General features: G+C 60.5%; 15 protein-coding genes. 8 read left to right on the top strand and 7 right to left on the bottom strand.

Annotated features, from left to right (window positions below; all coding sequences use genetic code 11):
* Positions 1–22 precede the first annotated feature (22 nt).
* Together ACTJKT_RS17930 and ACTJKT_RS17935 are read right to left on the bottom strand one after the other, a co-directional pair.
* The gene (locus ACTJKT_RS17930; protein ID WP_063429625.1) at positions 23–1,165 is read right to left on the bottom strand and encodes an ABC transporter ATP-binding protein; all 1,143 of its coding nucleotides are present in this window, start codon (positions 1,163–1,165) and stop codon (positions 23–25) included.
* A 236-nt stretch (positions 1,166–1,401) separates the two neighbouring features.
* Positions 1,402–2,163 carry a gamma-glutamyl-gamma-aminobutyrate hydrolase family protein gene (locus ACTJKT_RS17935; RefSeq protein WP_097302864.1) on the bottom strand — a complete coding sequence of 254 codons (762 nt, stop codon included), beginning with the start codon at positions 2,161–2,163 and terminating at the stop codon, positions 1,402–1,404.
* 265 nt (positions 2,164–2,428) lie between these two features.
* Between ACTJKT_RS17935 and ACTJKT_RS17940 the strand changes: the two genes are divergently transcribed.
* The 4 genes from ACTJKT_RS17940 (at position 2,429) to ACTJKT_RS17955 (ending at position 7,644) form a co-directional block, all read left to right on the top strand.
* Positions 2,429–3,805, top strand: a complete 1,377-nt coding sequence (locus ACTJKT_RS17940; protein WP_124302706.1) for a glutamine synthetase family protein — start codon at positions 2,429–2,431, stop codon at positions 3,803–3,805.
* Positions 3,806–3,838: 33 nt separating this feature from the next.
* On the top strand, positions 3,839–5,329 hold the full coding sequence (locus ACTJKT_RS17945; RefSeq protein ID WP_440787998.1) for an aldehyde dehydrogenase: 1,491 nt from the start codon (positions 3,839–3,841) through the stop codon (positions 5,327–5,329).
* A gap of 52 nt (positions 5,330–5,381) precedes the next feature.
* Complete coding sequence (locus ACTJKT_RS17950) at positions 5,382–6,665, top strand: NAD(P)/FAD-dependent oxidoreductase (protein ID WP_440787999.1); 1,284 nt, start codon at positions 5,382–5,384, stop codon at positions 6,663–6,665.
* 430 nt (positions 6,666–7,095) lie between these two features.
* A complete protein-coding gene (locus ACTJKT_RS17955) occupies positions 7,096–7,644 on the top strand; it encodes a cupin domain-containing protein (RefSeq protein WP_007922919.1) in 549 nt (182 codons plus the stop codon).
* 173 nt (positions 7,645–7,817) lie between these two features.
* Here the strand turns inward: ACTJKT_RS17955 and ACTJKT_RS17960 are convergent, their stop codons facing one another.
* On the bottom strand, positions 7,818–8,000 hold the full coding sequence (locus ACTJKT_RS17960; RefSeq protein ID WP_440788144.1) for a phage integrase N-terminal SAM-like domain-containing protein: 183 nt from the start codon (positions 7,998–8,000) through the stop codon (positions 7,818–7,820).
* A 107-nt stretch (positions 8,001–8,107) separates the two neighbouring features.
* Here ACTJKT_RS17960 and ACTJKT_RS17965 point away from each other — a divergent pair, with 107 nt between their 5' ends.
* Both ACTJKT_RS17965 and ACTJKT_RS17970 read left to right on the top strand, forming a co-directional pair.
* Positions 8,108–8,611 carry a hypothetical protein gene (locus ACTJKT_RS17965; RefSeq protein ID WP_440788000.1) on the top strand — a complete coding sequence of 168 codons (504 nt, stop codon included), beginning with the start codon at positions 8,108–8,110 and terminating at the stop codon, positions 8,609–8,611.
* A gap of 345 nt (positions 8,612–8,956) precedes the next feature.
* The gene (locus ACTJKT_RS17970) at positions 8,957–9,235 is read left to right on the top strand and encodes a hypothetical protein (RefSeq protein WP_440788001.1); all 279 of its coding nucleotides are present in this window, start codon (positions 8,957–8,959) and stop codon (positions 9,233–9,235) included.
* A gap of 122 nt (positions 9,236–9,357) precedes the next feature.
* On the opposite strand, the gene ACTJKT_RS17975 is transcribed toward ACTJKT_RS17970, so the two are convergent.
* From ACTJKT_RS17975 to ACTJKT_RS17990, 4 genes are all read right to left on the bottom strand, one after another.
* A complete protein-coding gene (locus tag ACTJKT_RS17975; protein ID WP_440788002.1) occupies positions 9,358–10,110 on the bottom strand; it encodes a carbonic anhydrase in 753 nt (250 codons plus the stop codon).
* A 224-nt stretch (positions 10,111–10,334) separates the two neighbouring features.
* On the bottom strand, positions 10,335–11,099 hold the full coding sequence (locus tag ACTJKT_RS17980; protein ID WP_440788003.1) for a Fic/DOC family protein: 765 nt from the start codon (positions 11,097–11,099) through the stop codon (positions 10,335–10,337).
* On the bottom strand, positions 11,096–11,359 hold the full coding sequence (locus ACTJKT_RS17985; RefSeq protein WP_202339733.1) for a hypothetical protein: 264 nt from the start codon (positions 11,357–11,359) through the stop codon (positions 11,096–11,098). Before ACTJKT_RS17985 ends, ACTJKT_RS17980 begins: the two co-directional genes overlap by 4 nt.
* Positions 11,360–11,637: 278 nt before the next feature.
* Complete coding sequence (locus ACTJKT_RS17990) at positions 11,638–11,940, bottom strand: hypothetical protein (protein ID WP_025809734.1); 303 nt, start codon at positions 11,938–11,940, stop codon at positions 11,638–11,640.
* 284 nt (positions 11,941–12,224) lie between these two features.
* On the opposite strand from ACTJKT_RS17990, the gene ACTJKT_RS17995 reads away from it, so the two are divergent.
* Both ACTJKT_RS17995 and ACTJKT_RS18000 read left to right on the top strand, forming a co-directional pair.
* Positions 12,225–12,731, top strand: coding sequence for a sigma-70 family RNA polymerase sigma factor (locus ACTJKT_RS17995; RefSeq protein ID WP_440788004.1), 507 nt, complete (start codon positions 12,225–12,227; stop codon positions 12,729–12,731).
* Positions 12,728–13,693: a FecR domain-containing protein gene (locus tag ACTJKT_RS18000; protein ID WP_440788005.1), complete on the top strand. Its 966-nt coding sequence runs from the start codon at positions 12,728–12,730 to the stop codon at positions 13,691–13,693. Before ACTJKT_RS17995 ends, ACTJKT_RS18000 begins: the two co-directional genes overlap by 4 nt.
* Positions 13,694–13,743 lie beyond the last annotated feature (50 nt).

Below are 13,743 nucleotides of genomic sequence, written 5' to 3' on the forward strand. Positions count from 1 at the left end.
TTGAGGGTCATGGCTGAGGTACTCATGTGCGCAGTACCACGCCGCTGTCGTCTTCCCACCACACGTACACCTGGTCGTCCCAGGTCGGACGCGCGCCACGGCGTTCGGCGTTGGCCATGAACGACTGGACGATCTTGCCGCCAGGCAGTTCGACGTAAAACACCGAATGCCCGCCGAGGTAGGCGATGTCATGCACCTTGCCCTGGGACCAGTTGTAGCGGTGCTCGGGCCGGGTGGTGCTGACCAGCATCTTTTCCGGGCGGATGGCGTAGGTCACCGACTTGTCCTGCACCGAGGTGCTGACGCCGTGGCCGACGTAGATCTTCTGTTCCAGCTCCGGGCAGTGGATCACCGCGTGGCCTTCCAGGTCTTCGATGACGGTGCCGTCGAAGGCGTTCACGTTGCCGATGAACTCGCAGACCATGCGGCTGACCGGAGCTTCGTAGATGTCCACCGGGCTGCCGATCTGGGCGATCCAGCCCAGGTGCATGATGGCGATGCGCTGGGCCATGGTCATGGCCTCTTCCTGGTCGTGGGTCACCATCACGCAGGTCACGCCGACGCGCTCGATGATCTCCACCAGCTCCAGCTGCATCTGCGAGCGCAGCTTTTTATCCAGGGCGCCCATGGGTTCGTCGAGCAGCAGCAGCTTCGGCCGCTTGGCCAGGGAGCGGGCCAGGGCCACGCGCTGGCGCTGGCCGCCGGACAGCTGGTGCGGCTTGCGCTTGGCGTACTGGGTCATGTGCACCAGCTTGAGCATCTCGGCCACGCGGGCATCGATCTCGGCCTTGGGGATTTTGTCCTGCTGCAGGCCGAAGGCAATGTTCTGGGCCACGGTCATATGCGGGAACAGTGCGTAGGACTGGAACATCATGTTGATCGGCCGCTCATAGGGCGGCATGTCGGTGATGTCCACGCCGTCCAGGTAGATACGCCCTTCCGTCGGCCGCTCGAAGCCCGCCAGCATGCGCAGCAGGGTGGACTTGCCGGAACCCGAGCCACCGAGCAGGGCGAAGATCTCGCCCTGGTGAATGTCCAGGGACACATCGTCCACGGCCAGGGTTTCATCGAACTTCTTGGTCACGCGGTCGACTCTCACCAGCACCTTCTGCGGTTGCGGGTGACCTTCCAGAGCCTTTCTGTACGTGCTGGAGGCGTTTGCCATGTGGAACTCCCAACAGATGTCAGTCGTCGGGCCAAAACGGCCCGGCTTAATAGATGGATGACAAACCCGCGGTGGCGGGTTTATTCGGCGCTGCCGTCCTGGCGGCCTGACGCTGGTTCTTGTTTTTCATGTTGCTGGGTGTGGCTTGAACCGCCCCAGAGGCCAAGGCGGGCGCGCAAGGGCGCACCGCCGCCGGCCGGGGGCGTGGCAGTCAATTTCGCGGGTGAAGCTTTTAGTCAGTGGCCGTTGCGCTGCGCCGCCCGTTGCCGGCAGGCATCGCCGAAGGCCTGGAAGATCCGCAGGTAGACCGGGTTCGACAGCACCTGCCATTCCGGATGCCACTGCACGCCCAGGGCAAAGGCCGTGCTGTGTTCCACCGACACCGCTTCGATCAGGCCGTCCGGCGCCAGGGCCTCGGCGCGCAGGCCGGGGGCCAGGCGGTCGATGCCCTGGCTGTGGATCGAGTTGACCTGGAACTCCTGGGGCAGATCCAAGGCCTGGAACACGCCACCCGGCTGCAGCCTGACGGCATGGGCGGGGGCGTATTGCACGGCCAGGTCCGGGTGGTCGGCTTCGCGGTGGTCGAGATAGCCCGGCAACTCATGCACCTTCTGGTGCAGGCTGCCGCCGAAGGCCACGTTCATTTCCTGGAAGCCACGGCAGATGCCCAGCACCGGCACACCGGCGGCAATCGCCGCGCGCAGCAGGGGCAGGGTGGTGGCATCGCGCTGGGGATCGTGGGCGGTGCCCGGTTCGCTGGCCGGGCCCTGATAGTGGAAGGGCTCCACATTCGATGGCGAGCCGGTGAACAGCAGGCCGTCCAGGTTCTGCAGCAGAGCCTCGGTATCGATGAGGTCCGCCAGGGAAGGAATGATCAGGGGCAGGCCCTCGGCCGCGCTGCTGACAGCACGCAAGTACTTGTCGCCGCTGACGTGGTAGGGGTGCAGCCCGATCTCTTTGACGCACGCAGTAACGCCGATCAATGGCTTGAATGCCATTTTTATCACCTCGAAATTCACGCTGGAACGAGTTTTTCGAGAGCTTAGCCTCGTTGATTTTAATTAACAACTTCCGTGTAAAAAATTCTAAACGTTTTTCGTCTGGAACCTACGAGTGGCACGGGTTACAGGGTTGGAAAAGATCTTAAGGCGCAAAATAATTGACGATTGGCGGCCATTTCTGGCGCTTGACTTCACTTTTCCTTTCGGATTGACTGCTGCCACGAAACCGCTTTGAACATAATAATTAACACATAGGTGCATCATGTCGGTCCCACTGCGTGCCGTTCAGCTCAACGAAGCCAACGCCTTCCTGAAGAACCATCCCGAGATCCTCTACGTCGACCTGCTGATTGCGGACATGAACGGCGTGGTGCGCGGCAAGCGCATCGAGCGCACCGCCCTGCACAAGGTGTACGAGAAGGGCATCAACCTGCCGGCCTCGCTGTTCGCCCTGGACATCAACGGCTCCACCGTGGAAAGCACCGGCCTGGGCCTGGACATCGGCGACGCCGACCGCATCTGCTACCCGATCCCCGGCACCCTGAGCGTCGAGCCTTGGCAGAAGCGCCCGACCGCGCAACTGCTGATGACCATGCACGAGATCGAAGGCGAGCCGTTCTTCGCCGACCCACGGGAAGTGCTGCGGCAAGTCGTTGCCAAGTTTGATGAATTGGGCCTGACCATCTGCGCGGCCTTCGAGCTGGAGTTCTACCTGATCGACCAGGACAACGTGAACGGTCGTCCGCAGTCGCCGCGTTCGCCGATTTCCGGCAAGCGTCCGCAGTCGACCCAGGTCTACCTGATCGACGACCTGGACGAATACGTCGACTGCCTGCAAGACATCCTCGAAGGCGCGAAAGAGCAGGGCATCCCCGCCGACGCCATCGTCAAGGAAAGCGCCCCGGCGCAGTTCGAGGTCAACCTGCACCACGTCTCCGACCCGATCAAGGCCTGCGACTACGCGGTACTGCTCAAGCGCCTGGTGAAGAACATCGCCTACGACCATGAGATGGACACCACCTTCATGGCCAAGCCGTACCCGGGCCAGGCCGGTAATGGCCTGCATGTGCATATCTCGATTCTCGACAAGCAAGGCAACAACATCTTCGCCAGCGACGACCCGGAAACCAACGACGCCCTGCGCCACGCCATCGGTGGCGTGCTGGAAACCCTGCCGGCGCAGATGGCCTTCCTTTGCCCGAACGTCAACTCCTACCGCCGCTTCGGCGCGCAGTTCTACGTGCCGAACTCGCCGAGCTGGGGCATCGACAACCGCACCGTGGCCGTGCGCGTGCCGACCGGTTCGGCGGATGCGGTGCGCATCGAACACCGCGTGGCCGGCGCCGACGCCAACCCTTACTTGCTGATGGCTTCGGTACTGGCCGGTATTCACCACGGCCTGACCAACAAGATCGAGCCCGGCGCGCCGGTGGAAGGCAACTCCTACGAGCAGAACGAACAGAGCCTGCCGAGCAACCTGCGCGACGCCCTGCGGGTGCTGGACGACAGCGAGGTGATGGCCAAGTACATCGACCCGATGTACATCGACGTGTTCGTCGCCTGTAAGGAGAGCGAGCTGGCCGAGTTCGAAAACTCGATCTCCGACCTTGAATACAACTGGTACCTGCACACGGTCTGACGGCCGTGCCTCTTCCTGCGTTGAGTATTTGCCATGACTAAATCCCGCAGCGACTGGGAGCAGCGCTTCCAGTCCTTGACCCTCGAAGGTCGCGCCTTTATCGACGGCCAGTATTGCCATGCCGCCAGCGCGGCCACCTTCGAATGCATCAGCCCGGTGGACGGACGCTTTCTGGCTAACGTCGCCAGCACCGATGAGGCCGACGCCAACCTGGCGGTCCAGGTGGCGCACCAGGCGTTCGAGTCCGGTGTCTGGTCGCGCAAGGCCCCGGCCGAGCGCAAGCGCGTGCTGATCCGCTTCGCCGATTTGATCCTCGAGCACCAGGAAGAACTGGCGCTCCTGGAAACCCTGGACATGGGCAAGCCCATCAGCGACTCCCTGAGCATCGACGTGCCGGCCACCGCCAACGCGATCCGCTGGAGCGCCGAGGCCATCGACAAAATCTACGACGAAGTGGCGGCCACGCCCCACGACCAGCTGGGCCTGGTGACTCGCGAGGCTTCCGGCGTGGTGGCCGCCATCGTGCCGTGGAACTTCCCGCTGATCATGGCCAGCTGGAAATTCGCCCCGGCCCTGGCGGCGGGTAACTCCTTCATCCTCAAGCCGTCGGAAAAGTCGCCGCTGACCGCGATCCGCATCGCCCAGCTGGCGCTGGATGCCGGCATCCCCAAAGGCGTGTTCAACGTGCTGCCGGGCTACGGCCACACCGTGGGCAAGGCCCTGGCCCTGCATATGGACGTGGACGTGCTGGCCTTCACCGGCTCCACCGCGGTGGGCAAGCAACTGCTGGTGTATTCCGGGCAGAGCAACATGAAGCGCGTCTGGCTGGAGGCGGGCGGCAAGAGCCCCAACGTGGTGTTCGCCGATGCGCCGGACCTGCGCGCGGCGGCGGAGGCGGCGGCCAGCGCCATCGCCTTCAACCAGGGCGAAGTCTGCACCGCCGGCTCGCGCCTGCTGGTGGAACGCTCGATCCGCGAGCAGTTCATTCCGCTGCTGGTGGAAGCCATCAAGGCCTGGAAGCCCGGGCATGCCCTCGACCCACAGACTCGGGTTGGCGCGCTGGTGGATCAGCGTCAGCTGGACAACGTGCTGCGCTACATCGACATCGGCAAGGAGCAGGGCGGCCAGCTGCTGGCCGGCGGCGCGCGGACCCTGGAAAGCACCGGCGGCCTGTATGTCGAGCCGACCATTTTTGATGGCGTGACCAATGCCATGACCATCGCCCGCGAAGAGATCTTCGGCCCGGTGCTGTCGGTGATCAGCTTCGACACCGAGGAAGAAGCGCTGACGATCGCCAACGACAGCATCTTCGGCCTCGCCGCCGGGGTCTGGACCAGCAACCTCAGCCGCGCCCACCGCTTCGCCCGTGGCCTGCGCGCCGGCAGCGTGTGGGTCAACCAGTACGACGGCGGCGACATGACCGCGCCGTTCGGCGGCTTCAAACAGTCGGGCAATGGTCGCGACAAGTCGCTGCATGCCTTCGACAAGTACACCGAGCTGAAAGCGACCTGGATCAAGCTCTAATACCTATAACAACAGCGGGGCGGGCTACGACCCGCACCTGCTGGGGAACTTCATGATGCAAACCTACGTAAACAGCTACTACGCCGCGACCCGCAACCAGACCGCCGACTTTCCGGTGCTTGAGGAGCTGGTGGAATGCGACGTCTGCGTGATCGGCGCCGGCTACACCGGCCTGTCCTCGGCACTGTTCCTCGCCGAGGCGGGCTACAGCGTCACCGTGCTCGAAGCGGCCAAGGTCGGCTTCGGCGCCAGCGGGCGCAACGGCGGGCAACTGGTCAACTCCTACAGCCGTGATGTCGATGTGATCGAGTCGCGCTACGGCGAGAAAAGCGCCGAAGTGTTGGGCAGCATGATCTTCGAAGGCGCCGACATCATTCGCCAGCGCATCCAGCACTACGACATCCAGTGCGACTACCGCCCGGGCGGCATCTTCGCCGCCATGAACAAGAAGCAGCTCAAGGGCCTGGCCGAACAGAAGGCCAGCTGGGAGCGCTACGGCAACCACAACCTGAAGCTGCTGGACCAGGCGCAGATCGCCCAGGAAGTCGGCTCCGACGCCTACGTCGGCGGCCTGTTGGACATGCAGGGCGGGCACATCCACCCGCTGAACTTGGCCCTGGGCGAAGCCAGCGCCATCATCGGCCTGGGCGGCAAGATCTTCGAGCAGTCGGCGGCGGTGGAAATCACCTACGGCGAACCGAACATCGTGCGCACCGCCAAGGGCGTGGTCCGCGCCAAGTACCTGCTGATCGCCGGCAACGCCTACCTGCAGCAGGACCTCGACCCCCGGGTGACGCGCAAGAGCATGCCGTGCGGCTCGCAGATCGTGGTCACCGAACCGCTGTCGGAAAAACTGGCCCGCAGCCTGATCCGCAACAACTACTGCGTCGAAGACTGCAACTACCTGCTGGACTACTACCGCCTCACCGCCGACAACCGCCTGCTCTACGGTGGCGGTGTGGTCTACGGCGCCCGTGAGCCGAACGACATCGAGCAACTGATCCGGCCGAAGATCCTCAAGACCTTCCCCCAGCTCAAGGACGTGAAGATCGACTACCGCTGGACCGGCAACTTCCTGCTGACCATGTCGCGCATGCCGCAATTCGGCCGCATCGAAAAGAACGCCTACTACATGCAGGGCTACAGTGGCCACGGCGTCACCTGCTCGCACCTGGCCGGCAAACTGATCGCCGAAATGATCCGCGGCGACGCCGAACGCTTCGACGCCTTCGCCTCGCTACCGCACATGCCGATGTTCGGCGGCCGCACCTTCCAGGCCCCGCTGACCGCCATGGGCGCGGCGTACTACGCACTGCGCGACCGCTTCGGTATCTGAGTCAATGGCGCCCTCCACAGCAAAGAAGAGGGCGCCCGTCTTGAAAGAGCTACACCCGCCTCTGTAGGAGCGCAGCTTGCGCGCGATGAACGATAACGCGGTATGCCTGCCACCCTGCGTAGCCAGGCCTGGCGCCCGCTTCGCGGTCGATCGCAGCCTCGCCAAAGCTCGACAGCGGCTACACCGAGCAACACATCATCCCTGTAGCCGCTGCCGAGCCCCAGCGAGGCTGCGAAGAGGTCCGCAGGACCTCCAGGGGCCCCCACCAACACCCCCCAAAATCCCCCGCCAACCCCTCATCGCCAGTCTTTACAGCACAACCGTCAAACATGTTTAAATAGCCGCCTTTCAGGCTCCAGAGGCACCCAAATCGCGACAATCGCGACCCAAGCGCCGAAATACCCTCAAGTACACCTCACACAAGGCTGCTATGGACACGGGCACTCGACTCAAACTCGTTCGCGAAAGCTACAAACTGTCCCAGCGCGAGCTGGCCCGACGCAGCGGCGTGACCAACGCCACCATCTCCCTGATCGAACAGAACCGCGTCAGCCCCTCGGTCAGCTCCCTGAAAAAACTCCTCGAAGGCATCCCCATGTCCCTGGCGGACTTCTTCACCTTCGACCAGCCCCCGCGCGAACACCAATACGTCTTCCGCGCCAACGAACAACCCGACCTCGGCCGCGACGGCGCCCGCCTGCTGCTGATCGGCGCTGCGCTGCCAACCCGCCAGATGCGCTTTCTGCGCGAACAATACGCCCCCGGCGCCAGCTCCGGCGACGAACCGATCGTGCATGCGGAAGGGGAGGAGTGCGGCCTCGTCACCCGTGGCACCGTGGAATTGACGGTGGACGGGCAGGTGAGCGTGCTGAATCCGGGGGATGGGTATTATTTTCCGACTACGTTGCCGCATAAGTTTCGCAATATTGGGCAGGATGAGGCGGAGATTATTAGTGCCAACACGCCGGCGAACTTCTGAGTCGGGCAACTCCTGAAACGCTCTCTTGATCCAGAGCGGCTATCGATAGCCGCTTAGCGCTTATCACGGCTGTGATTTTATGGGGCGCTTCTGAGTTGTCTCTCGGTTCTTGAATTCTTACGAGTAATGCAGACACCTGCTTGGTTGAGGAGCGTCTGCTTTCGGCTGTGGATTCAACCGGTCGACATCAGTGCAGATAGCGCCTGCTTCTGAGTATTAACAGAGACGCAGCCACACCCCGCTATACCGGATGGAAGCATCTCGATCTCGGCAGCTCCCATTTCGGTGGGATGACGATCATGTGGGAGCTGGATAAAACGCTTGAACCACCGATAATAGACACGTTCCGTTCGAATCGATTAGTGTTTCAGTCGAAGTAGCAATAGTCGCCTACTGCGTTCGCTGGACAGTCAAACGCTGTGCTTTTGCTTGCCCGTAACTCAATCGTAACGTGAATAGAATCATGAACGAGCCAGACATCAATGAAGTAGTCGCTGAGGCAGAACAATTTAGGCTCAAACTGGAGCTTGCCAAAAAAGCAAATATTCTATTAGTCACAGAAGATTTTCCAGTCATGAACTGCAAACTATCTTCCTTGCTATTCGCTTACCATGCACTTCAAAAGTGGCCATCCATAGTGATCTATGGTGTTAGTGGAAGCGCCGAAAACCATGACGGGGATGATGGAATCTCCCATTACTGGCTTGAGTATCAAGAAACAGCTATAGACTTGACAGCGGATCAATACAACATAATTGAAGAAAATCAGCTTAATAGAGAAATACTTGAAAGCAGACCATTCAAGCCAGTATCTACGGGACGCATTAATAGCATGCAAAATTACAAGCTATTCAACATTTCCTACCGAGACACCTATATCGTGGGCCTACCCGAATTGGCTGAGGATTTTCTTCATGACCTTCATGCTAGCTATGAAGCCCTCGGTGATTTGACACCATACACATAACAACTGGTTCAAATCGTACTCTTCGCTTACTGGGACAAGCTAAGACTCCGGCTTGGCAGACACTCAATACTCACTTCTGGCTCGTTCTTGGCCTTTGGTGACTGACAGCCGTAAGCAGTCCTTCACAAGCTGCTCACGGCATATTTTTGAAACGAAAAACCGAACAACCTTCCACCTAAAAGTTGTCCTCAAGCGAATACCGATTCTATAGTTCAGCTTGTCATTGCTGGCTGATGACTGGTCATCGCGGGCCAAAAACTATGTGCATAGAGCCTCATTCATCAACCGATTCTCTATTCGGTTGGATGACGGAGGTAGGGCTTGAATACTCATGGAGCTTCACCAATGACCCGCACAGAAGTTTGCAACCTCGTTCCACTTACCCGCAACGACACCGACCACCCCGTCCTCTACCTGGACGCCAACGCCTCGCTATCCGATCTCTACACCTGCGCTCAACAACGCATCGGCGCTGCCCGCAATCTGTTGGAAATCCTCGACTGTGCTTGCGGCGTTCAAGATGTTGCTCAAATCCGTTTTGCCATCGGCCTGCTGCTCAGCGATGGCTGTGATCTGCTGCGTACCCTGGGCGATAGAACCCTGGCGCTGAACGCTCGACACTGATCGTCAACCACGACCGGGCGGTGCCAGCCTGGTCGTTTATCCAGGCGGCGAAAACCAGCAGAGCCCGGCCGGCGCGCAGGGCTCTTTCTCGGCTTATCGGCAGGCGATGCGCACTGTCCGGTTCAGGCAATCAACTCGACTTTACCGGTGGCAAGGCGGTAGATGCCGCCCACGATTTTCAACCTGCCTTTGTCGAGCGCATCGGTGAGCAGTGGTGTGGCCTGTTTAAGGCTGGCGACCGAGTCCTTGACGTTCTGCACCGTGGCATTTTCCATAAGAGCCCCGGGTTGCTTGAGCACTTTCTCGATAGAGGGCTTGAGTGCATCGGTCAGTTTCTGGATATGCCCAGGAAAAACGGCGTGGTCTTTTACTGCTTTGATGCCGGCCTCGATGGCGCCGCAGCTCTCATGCCCCAGTACCAGAATAAGCGGGGCACCGAGTACCGCGACGGCGTATTCGAGGCTGGCCAGGCCTTCGCCGGTGACGAAGTTGCCCGCAACGCGTATGGCGAAAAGATCGCCTCGGGCTGTGTCGAAAGCGTATTCGGGAGCGATCCGCGAGTCGGAGCAACTGAGCACCGCCACGAACGGGTTCTGCCCGGAAACCAGGGCTTCGCGCTCGTCCTTGAAGTCGTGGGTCTTTGAGTTTCCGCTGACATAACGCTCATTACCTTCGATCAGCCTTTGCAGTGCCTGGTCGGGGCTGATGGCGTTCTGTGGTTTGGGCGGCGCGGCGGTTTTTTCGGCGGCATGGACCAGCCTGTCTGGCAGTACGCCGGCTATCAGCAGGGCGCCTGCCCCCAGTCCGGCGAAGCGAAGAAAACGACGACGATCGTGGGTGTTTGCGGCGGAGTTTGCATCACATGATTCACACATGATTTTGTGTACTCGGGTCGACTCGGTGGGAATGACTGCCGTTGGGGGCCAGGAACCTTCGGCCCTGGAATACTGGAGTCTAGACGGTCTGTAACACGATGTTTTCCGCGGCCTCGAAGGGTTGCAAAGAGTGACCTTCGGACGCTGCGTGACTCACTGAACGCTTTTGCAAGCACCCATGAAGCGGAGGAGAGAAGAGCGGAATTGTTTTGAGGGCAACGGGTTCAGTCATCAGCCTCTGGCGTCGCCGGGGCGTCTTGAGGCTGGGCCCGGTAGGTTTTGTAGATCTGCTGGACTTGCGGGTTATCCAGGCTCTCGTAGGTGATGTTTTCTTTGTCGAGTCCATCAAGGCCGCGAATGCCACCAATCATCTGCGGCCACTCGTCACGGCTTGTTATGGCCGTCACAAAAGGTTTCAGGTAGTGGTCGAGGTGCCCCCGGAAAGGCTCCCGAATTTCGTCGCTCAGTGCTTGCAGGTAGTCATCTTTGTTCGTTCTGGACCAATTGATGGCGAATCCGGCCCGGTAGCAGAGTTCCATGAAAACCAGTAGGAGGGTGCGTCCGTTGCCGTCGAGGAAGGGGTGTGCGAATGCCAGCTGGCCCATGACTTCCCCAGGTTTTTCCCGGAACTTGTTCTTGTCTGCCGCCAGCTCAAGCGCATAGTCGATGGACCTTTTGATGAAGTCAGGGCGTTCGAAGGCGGTACTGCGTGGATCGTCGAATGGGCCTTTGAATACGGCGAGATGCGGGACTAGCTCATTTCGATCTTTGCCAGCCCAAGGATAAAACCCGCCAAACAGGATCTTGTGAACCTTAAGGATGGCTTTGTAGTCAGGTCGCCGCTTTCGGGCCAAGTGTGAAAGCGCCTCTTCGATACTCAGTTCGAAGACAAAGTGCTCAGATTCTTTGACTTCGACAGGGTCTTTGAGGCGTTGATGATTTCGAAGATAGCCGGCCGTTTCGAAATCACCGAAAGGGTCGAAGCTCATGCGCTAAGTTTCTTTTTGGCCTGTCTCTTTTCCTGGAGATAGCGTTCCTGAAATGCAAGGGTTTGCGTCTTGCTCAGCACACCTTTCTTTTTCAGATTGACCAGTAATCGCTCAATGCTATCCAACTCGACCGAGTCGCCTGCCAGGCGGGTGATGGTGACAGCCATGCAACTCATGCTGTCTGGCTCAGTGGTGACCTTGTGAGCCTTGGCAAGCTTGCGAACTTCACTGGCAACGCCAGCAGCGGCGGTTTTGCTCATCGAATAACCCTCCATTAGCCGTCAAATCATAGCATCAACGCCTGCTTGTTTACGCCTGCGCCGAGCTTCCGGCCGCCTCGATTTGTTACGCGGTTAAGAGGCGTTAGGGAGGGGGAGCCGAGCGGGCTTACCTCGAAGTCCTGGCGGCGTGGCCGGTGGGGTTGTCGCTGAGTAGTCGGACCTGAGATCAGGCTATATGACCCCCGGCAATCTACCGACCGATCAAAACAAAAGCCCCGACAAGTCGGGGCCTTTTGCTTTAAGCCGCTTCCGCCAGCTCAGTTCGTGCAAGTAAGCCGTGAATATTTCGGCGGATCGAGCAGAATCCCCGGGGTCATGAAGGTCGAGCAGTTGAAGACGCGGCCCTTGGCGGTGGTGGCTTTGAAGGTCAGTTCCGAGCCGCCGAGAAAGTCTTCCTTGCCTTTGGTGACAGGCCCCATGGTGAGCTCGTCGGTGGAGGCCAGGCCGATCGTTTCCGCGGTGACCTTGTGTATTTGCAAGACATTGGGATTGGTCGAGCAACCGGCCAAGGTACCCGCCAGCAGCAGTAACACGGGGGCAAAGATGTAGTTTTTGTTCATGGCATATTTTCCTTAATAGTGTTTCGCCCTTGGTTATCAGCGATCCTCGACAGGGGGCAGGTCGGAAGACGTAAATCAGGGGATTTTGGCCAATCGCCCCCTTTTGAATCTGACTCAACGGAGTGATTCATTTCAGCATGGTGCTTGGGGGGCGCCTATAGGGCATGTGTGCTATGCGGTGCTCACCTCAGGACCCTTCCCAAACCCACGTCACTCCCCAGCGCTGTACAACTCCCATCTGCAAACAATAAAATGAGAAGCATTATCATTAATGCGGATCTGACATGCACGACGACAGCTTTGCCTCGCCCGTCGCCCGGTTGTATGCGAACCATCACGGCTGGCTTCGGGGCTGGTTGCATCGGCGGTTGGGGCACAGTGCCGATGCCGAGGACCTGGCTCACGACACCTTTGTCCGGGTGATGCGCTCACAGGAGGATGTGCGCGAGTTGCGCCAGCCCATGGCGTTTCTCGCGACCATTGCCAATGGCTTGCTGATCAATCGCTGGCGGCGCCAGGCGATCGAGCGGGCTTATCTGGAGGCTCTGGCGGCGCGGCCGGTGGCCGAGGAGCCTTCGCCGGAAGAGCGGCATTTGATGATCGAAACCCTGTTGCAGCTGGATTCGCTGCTGGTGGGGTTGTCTGCGCGGGTGCGGCAGATTTTCTTTTTGTCCCAGCTCGACGGTTTGACCTACCCGCAGATCGCCGCGCGGTTGAGCCTGAGCGTGGCCCAGGTGCAGCGGGCCATGGGCAAGGCGTTCAGTGTCTGTTACGCGAGCCGTTTTGAATGAGTGGCGTGGCTGTCGATCCGCGGGTGCGGGATAGCGCCATCGACTGGATGGTCCGGGCGCAGTCCGGGCTGATGAGTGCCGACGAGCAGCAGGCCTTGCAGCAGTGGCGGCAGGCGAGCGCCGAGCATGAGTACGCCTGGCAGCGGGTCAGCAGTTTGCCGCTGATGTTGCAGCCTGGAGCCAATCTGTTGGCCGATGCCACGGCGCGTCGGGCACTGGAGTCGGCGGGGGCCGATCCACGGCAGCGTCGGCAAGTGCTCAAGTGCCTGCTCGCCCTGGGGCTGCTCGGCGGGATTTCCTGGCAGGGCGCGGATTCCACTCTGGTGCGTTCGGCCCTGGCGACTTACCGCACCAGTATCGGCGAGCGTCGGCGCTGGGCCCTGGCGGGCGGCGGCTCGCTGTGGCTGAACACCGCCAGCGCGGCGAACCTGGAGCTGACCCAACAACAGGGCAGGGTGCAGTTGATCGAGGGCGAAATGGCGCTGGATGCGCGGGCCGAATCGCCGGCCATGCAACTGCTGACCCCGGACGCGGTGCTATACAGCCGTGGCGCCAATCTGCTGGTACGCCATGATCGGCAGGGCACCCAGGTGACGGTGCTGCGCGGCCTGGTGCAGGTCAGTGCGCGGCGCCATTTAGTGCCGGTACCACTGGAGGCCGGTTGGCAAACCCGGGTCGACAGCCAGGGCGTAGGGGCGCCGAGCCGCGTCGATCCGTTTATGGCCCAGGCCTGGCTGCGGGGCATCTTGCCGGCCGAACGCATGCGCCTGGACAAGTTGTTGGCTGAACTCTCGCGCTATCGCTCGGGCTTTTTGCGTTGCAGCGAAGAGGTGGCGGCGTTGCGCGTCACCGGCAGTTTCCAGCTGGACGACACCGATGCTGCGTTGGCGCTGGTGGCCAATACGCTGCCGGTGCGCATCGAGCGACGAACCCGTTATTGGGTGACTGTGGTGCCGGCCTGAAACTTTTTTTTCCCCGAGGCGATAGTTTTTTCGATCTGGCTTGGCCTTTA

This window comes from Pseudomonas sp. 22526, from assembly GCF_052044735.1.
GTDB classification, from domain to species: domain Bacteria; phylum Pseudomonadota; class Gammaproteobacteria; order Pseudomonadales; family Pseudomonadaceae; genus Aquipseudomonas; species Aquipseudomonas piscium.

Excerpts from the sequence above, each read along its gene's own strand:
- ACTJKT_RS17955 (WP_007922919.1), top strand. The coding sequence starts at position 7,096 with ATGGACACGGGCACTCGACTCAAACTCGTTCGCGAAAGCTACAAACTG.
- ACTJKT_RS17995 (WP_440788004.1), top strand. The coding sequence starts at position 12,225 with ATGCACGACGACAGCTTTGCCTCGCCCGTCGCCCGGTTGTATGCGAAC.
- ACTJKT_RS17935 (WP_097302864.1), bottom strand. The coding sequence starts at position 2,163 with ATGGCATTCAAGCCATTGATCGGCGTTACTGCGTGCGTCAAAGAGATC.
- ACTJKT_RS17970 (WP_440788001.1), top strand. The coding sequence starts at position 8,957 with ATGACCCGCACAGAAGTTTGCAACCTCGTTCCACTTACCCGCAACGAC.
- ACTJKT_RS17950 (WP_440787999.1), top strand. The coding sequence starts at position 5,382 with ATGATGCAAACCTACGTAAACAGCTACTACGCCGCGACCCGCAACCAG.
- ACTJKT_RS17945 (WP_440787998.1), top strand. The coding sequence starts at position 3,839 with ATGACTAAATCCCGCAGCGACTGGGAGCAGCGCTTCCAGTCCTTGACC.
- ACTJKT_RS17990 (WP_025809734.1), bottom strand. The coding sequence starts at position 11,940 with ATGAACAAAAACTACATCTTTGCCCCCGTGTTACTGCTGCTGGCGGGT.
- ACTJKT_RS17980 (WP_440788003.1), bottom strand. The coding sequence starts at position 11,099 with ATGAGCTTCGACCCTTTCGGTGATTTCGAAACGGCCGGCTATCTTCGA.
- ACTJKT_RS17985 (WP_202339733.1), bottom strand. The coding sequence starts at position 11,359 with ATGAGCAAAACCGCCGCTGCTGGCGTTGCCAGTGAAGTTCGCAAGCTT.
- ACTJKT_RS18000 (WP_440788005.1), top strand. The coding sequence starts at position 12,728 with ATGAGTGGCGTGGCTGTCGATCCGCGGGTGCGGGATAGCGCCATCGAC.
- ACTJKT_RS17965 (WP_440788000.1), top strand. The coding sequence starts at position 8,108 with ATGAACGAGCCAGACATCAATGAAGTAGTCGCTGAGGCAGAACAATTT.
- ACTJKT_RS17940 (WP_124302706.1), top strand. The coding sequence starts at position 2,429 with ATGTCGGTCCCACTGCGTGCCGTTCAGCTCAACGAAGCCAACGCCTTC.
- ACTJKT_RS17975 (WP_440788002.1), bottom strand. The coding sequence starts at position 10,110 with ATGTGTGAATCATGTGATGCAAACTCCGCCGCAAACACCCACGATCGT.
- ACTJKT_RS17930 (WP_063429625.1), bottom strand. The coding sequence starts at position 1,165 with ATGGCAAACGCCTCCAGCACGTACAGAAAGGCTCTGGAAGGTCACCCG.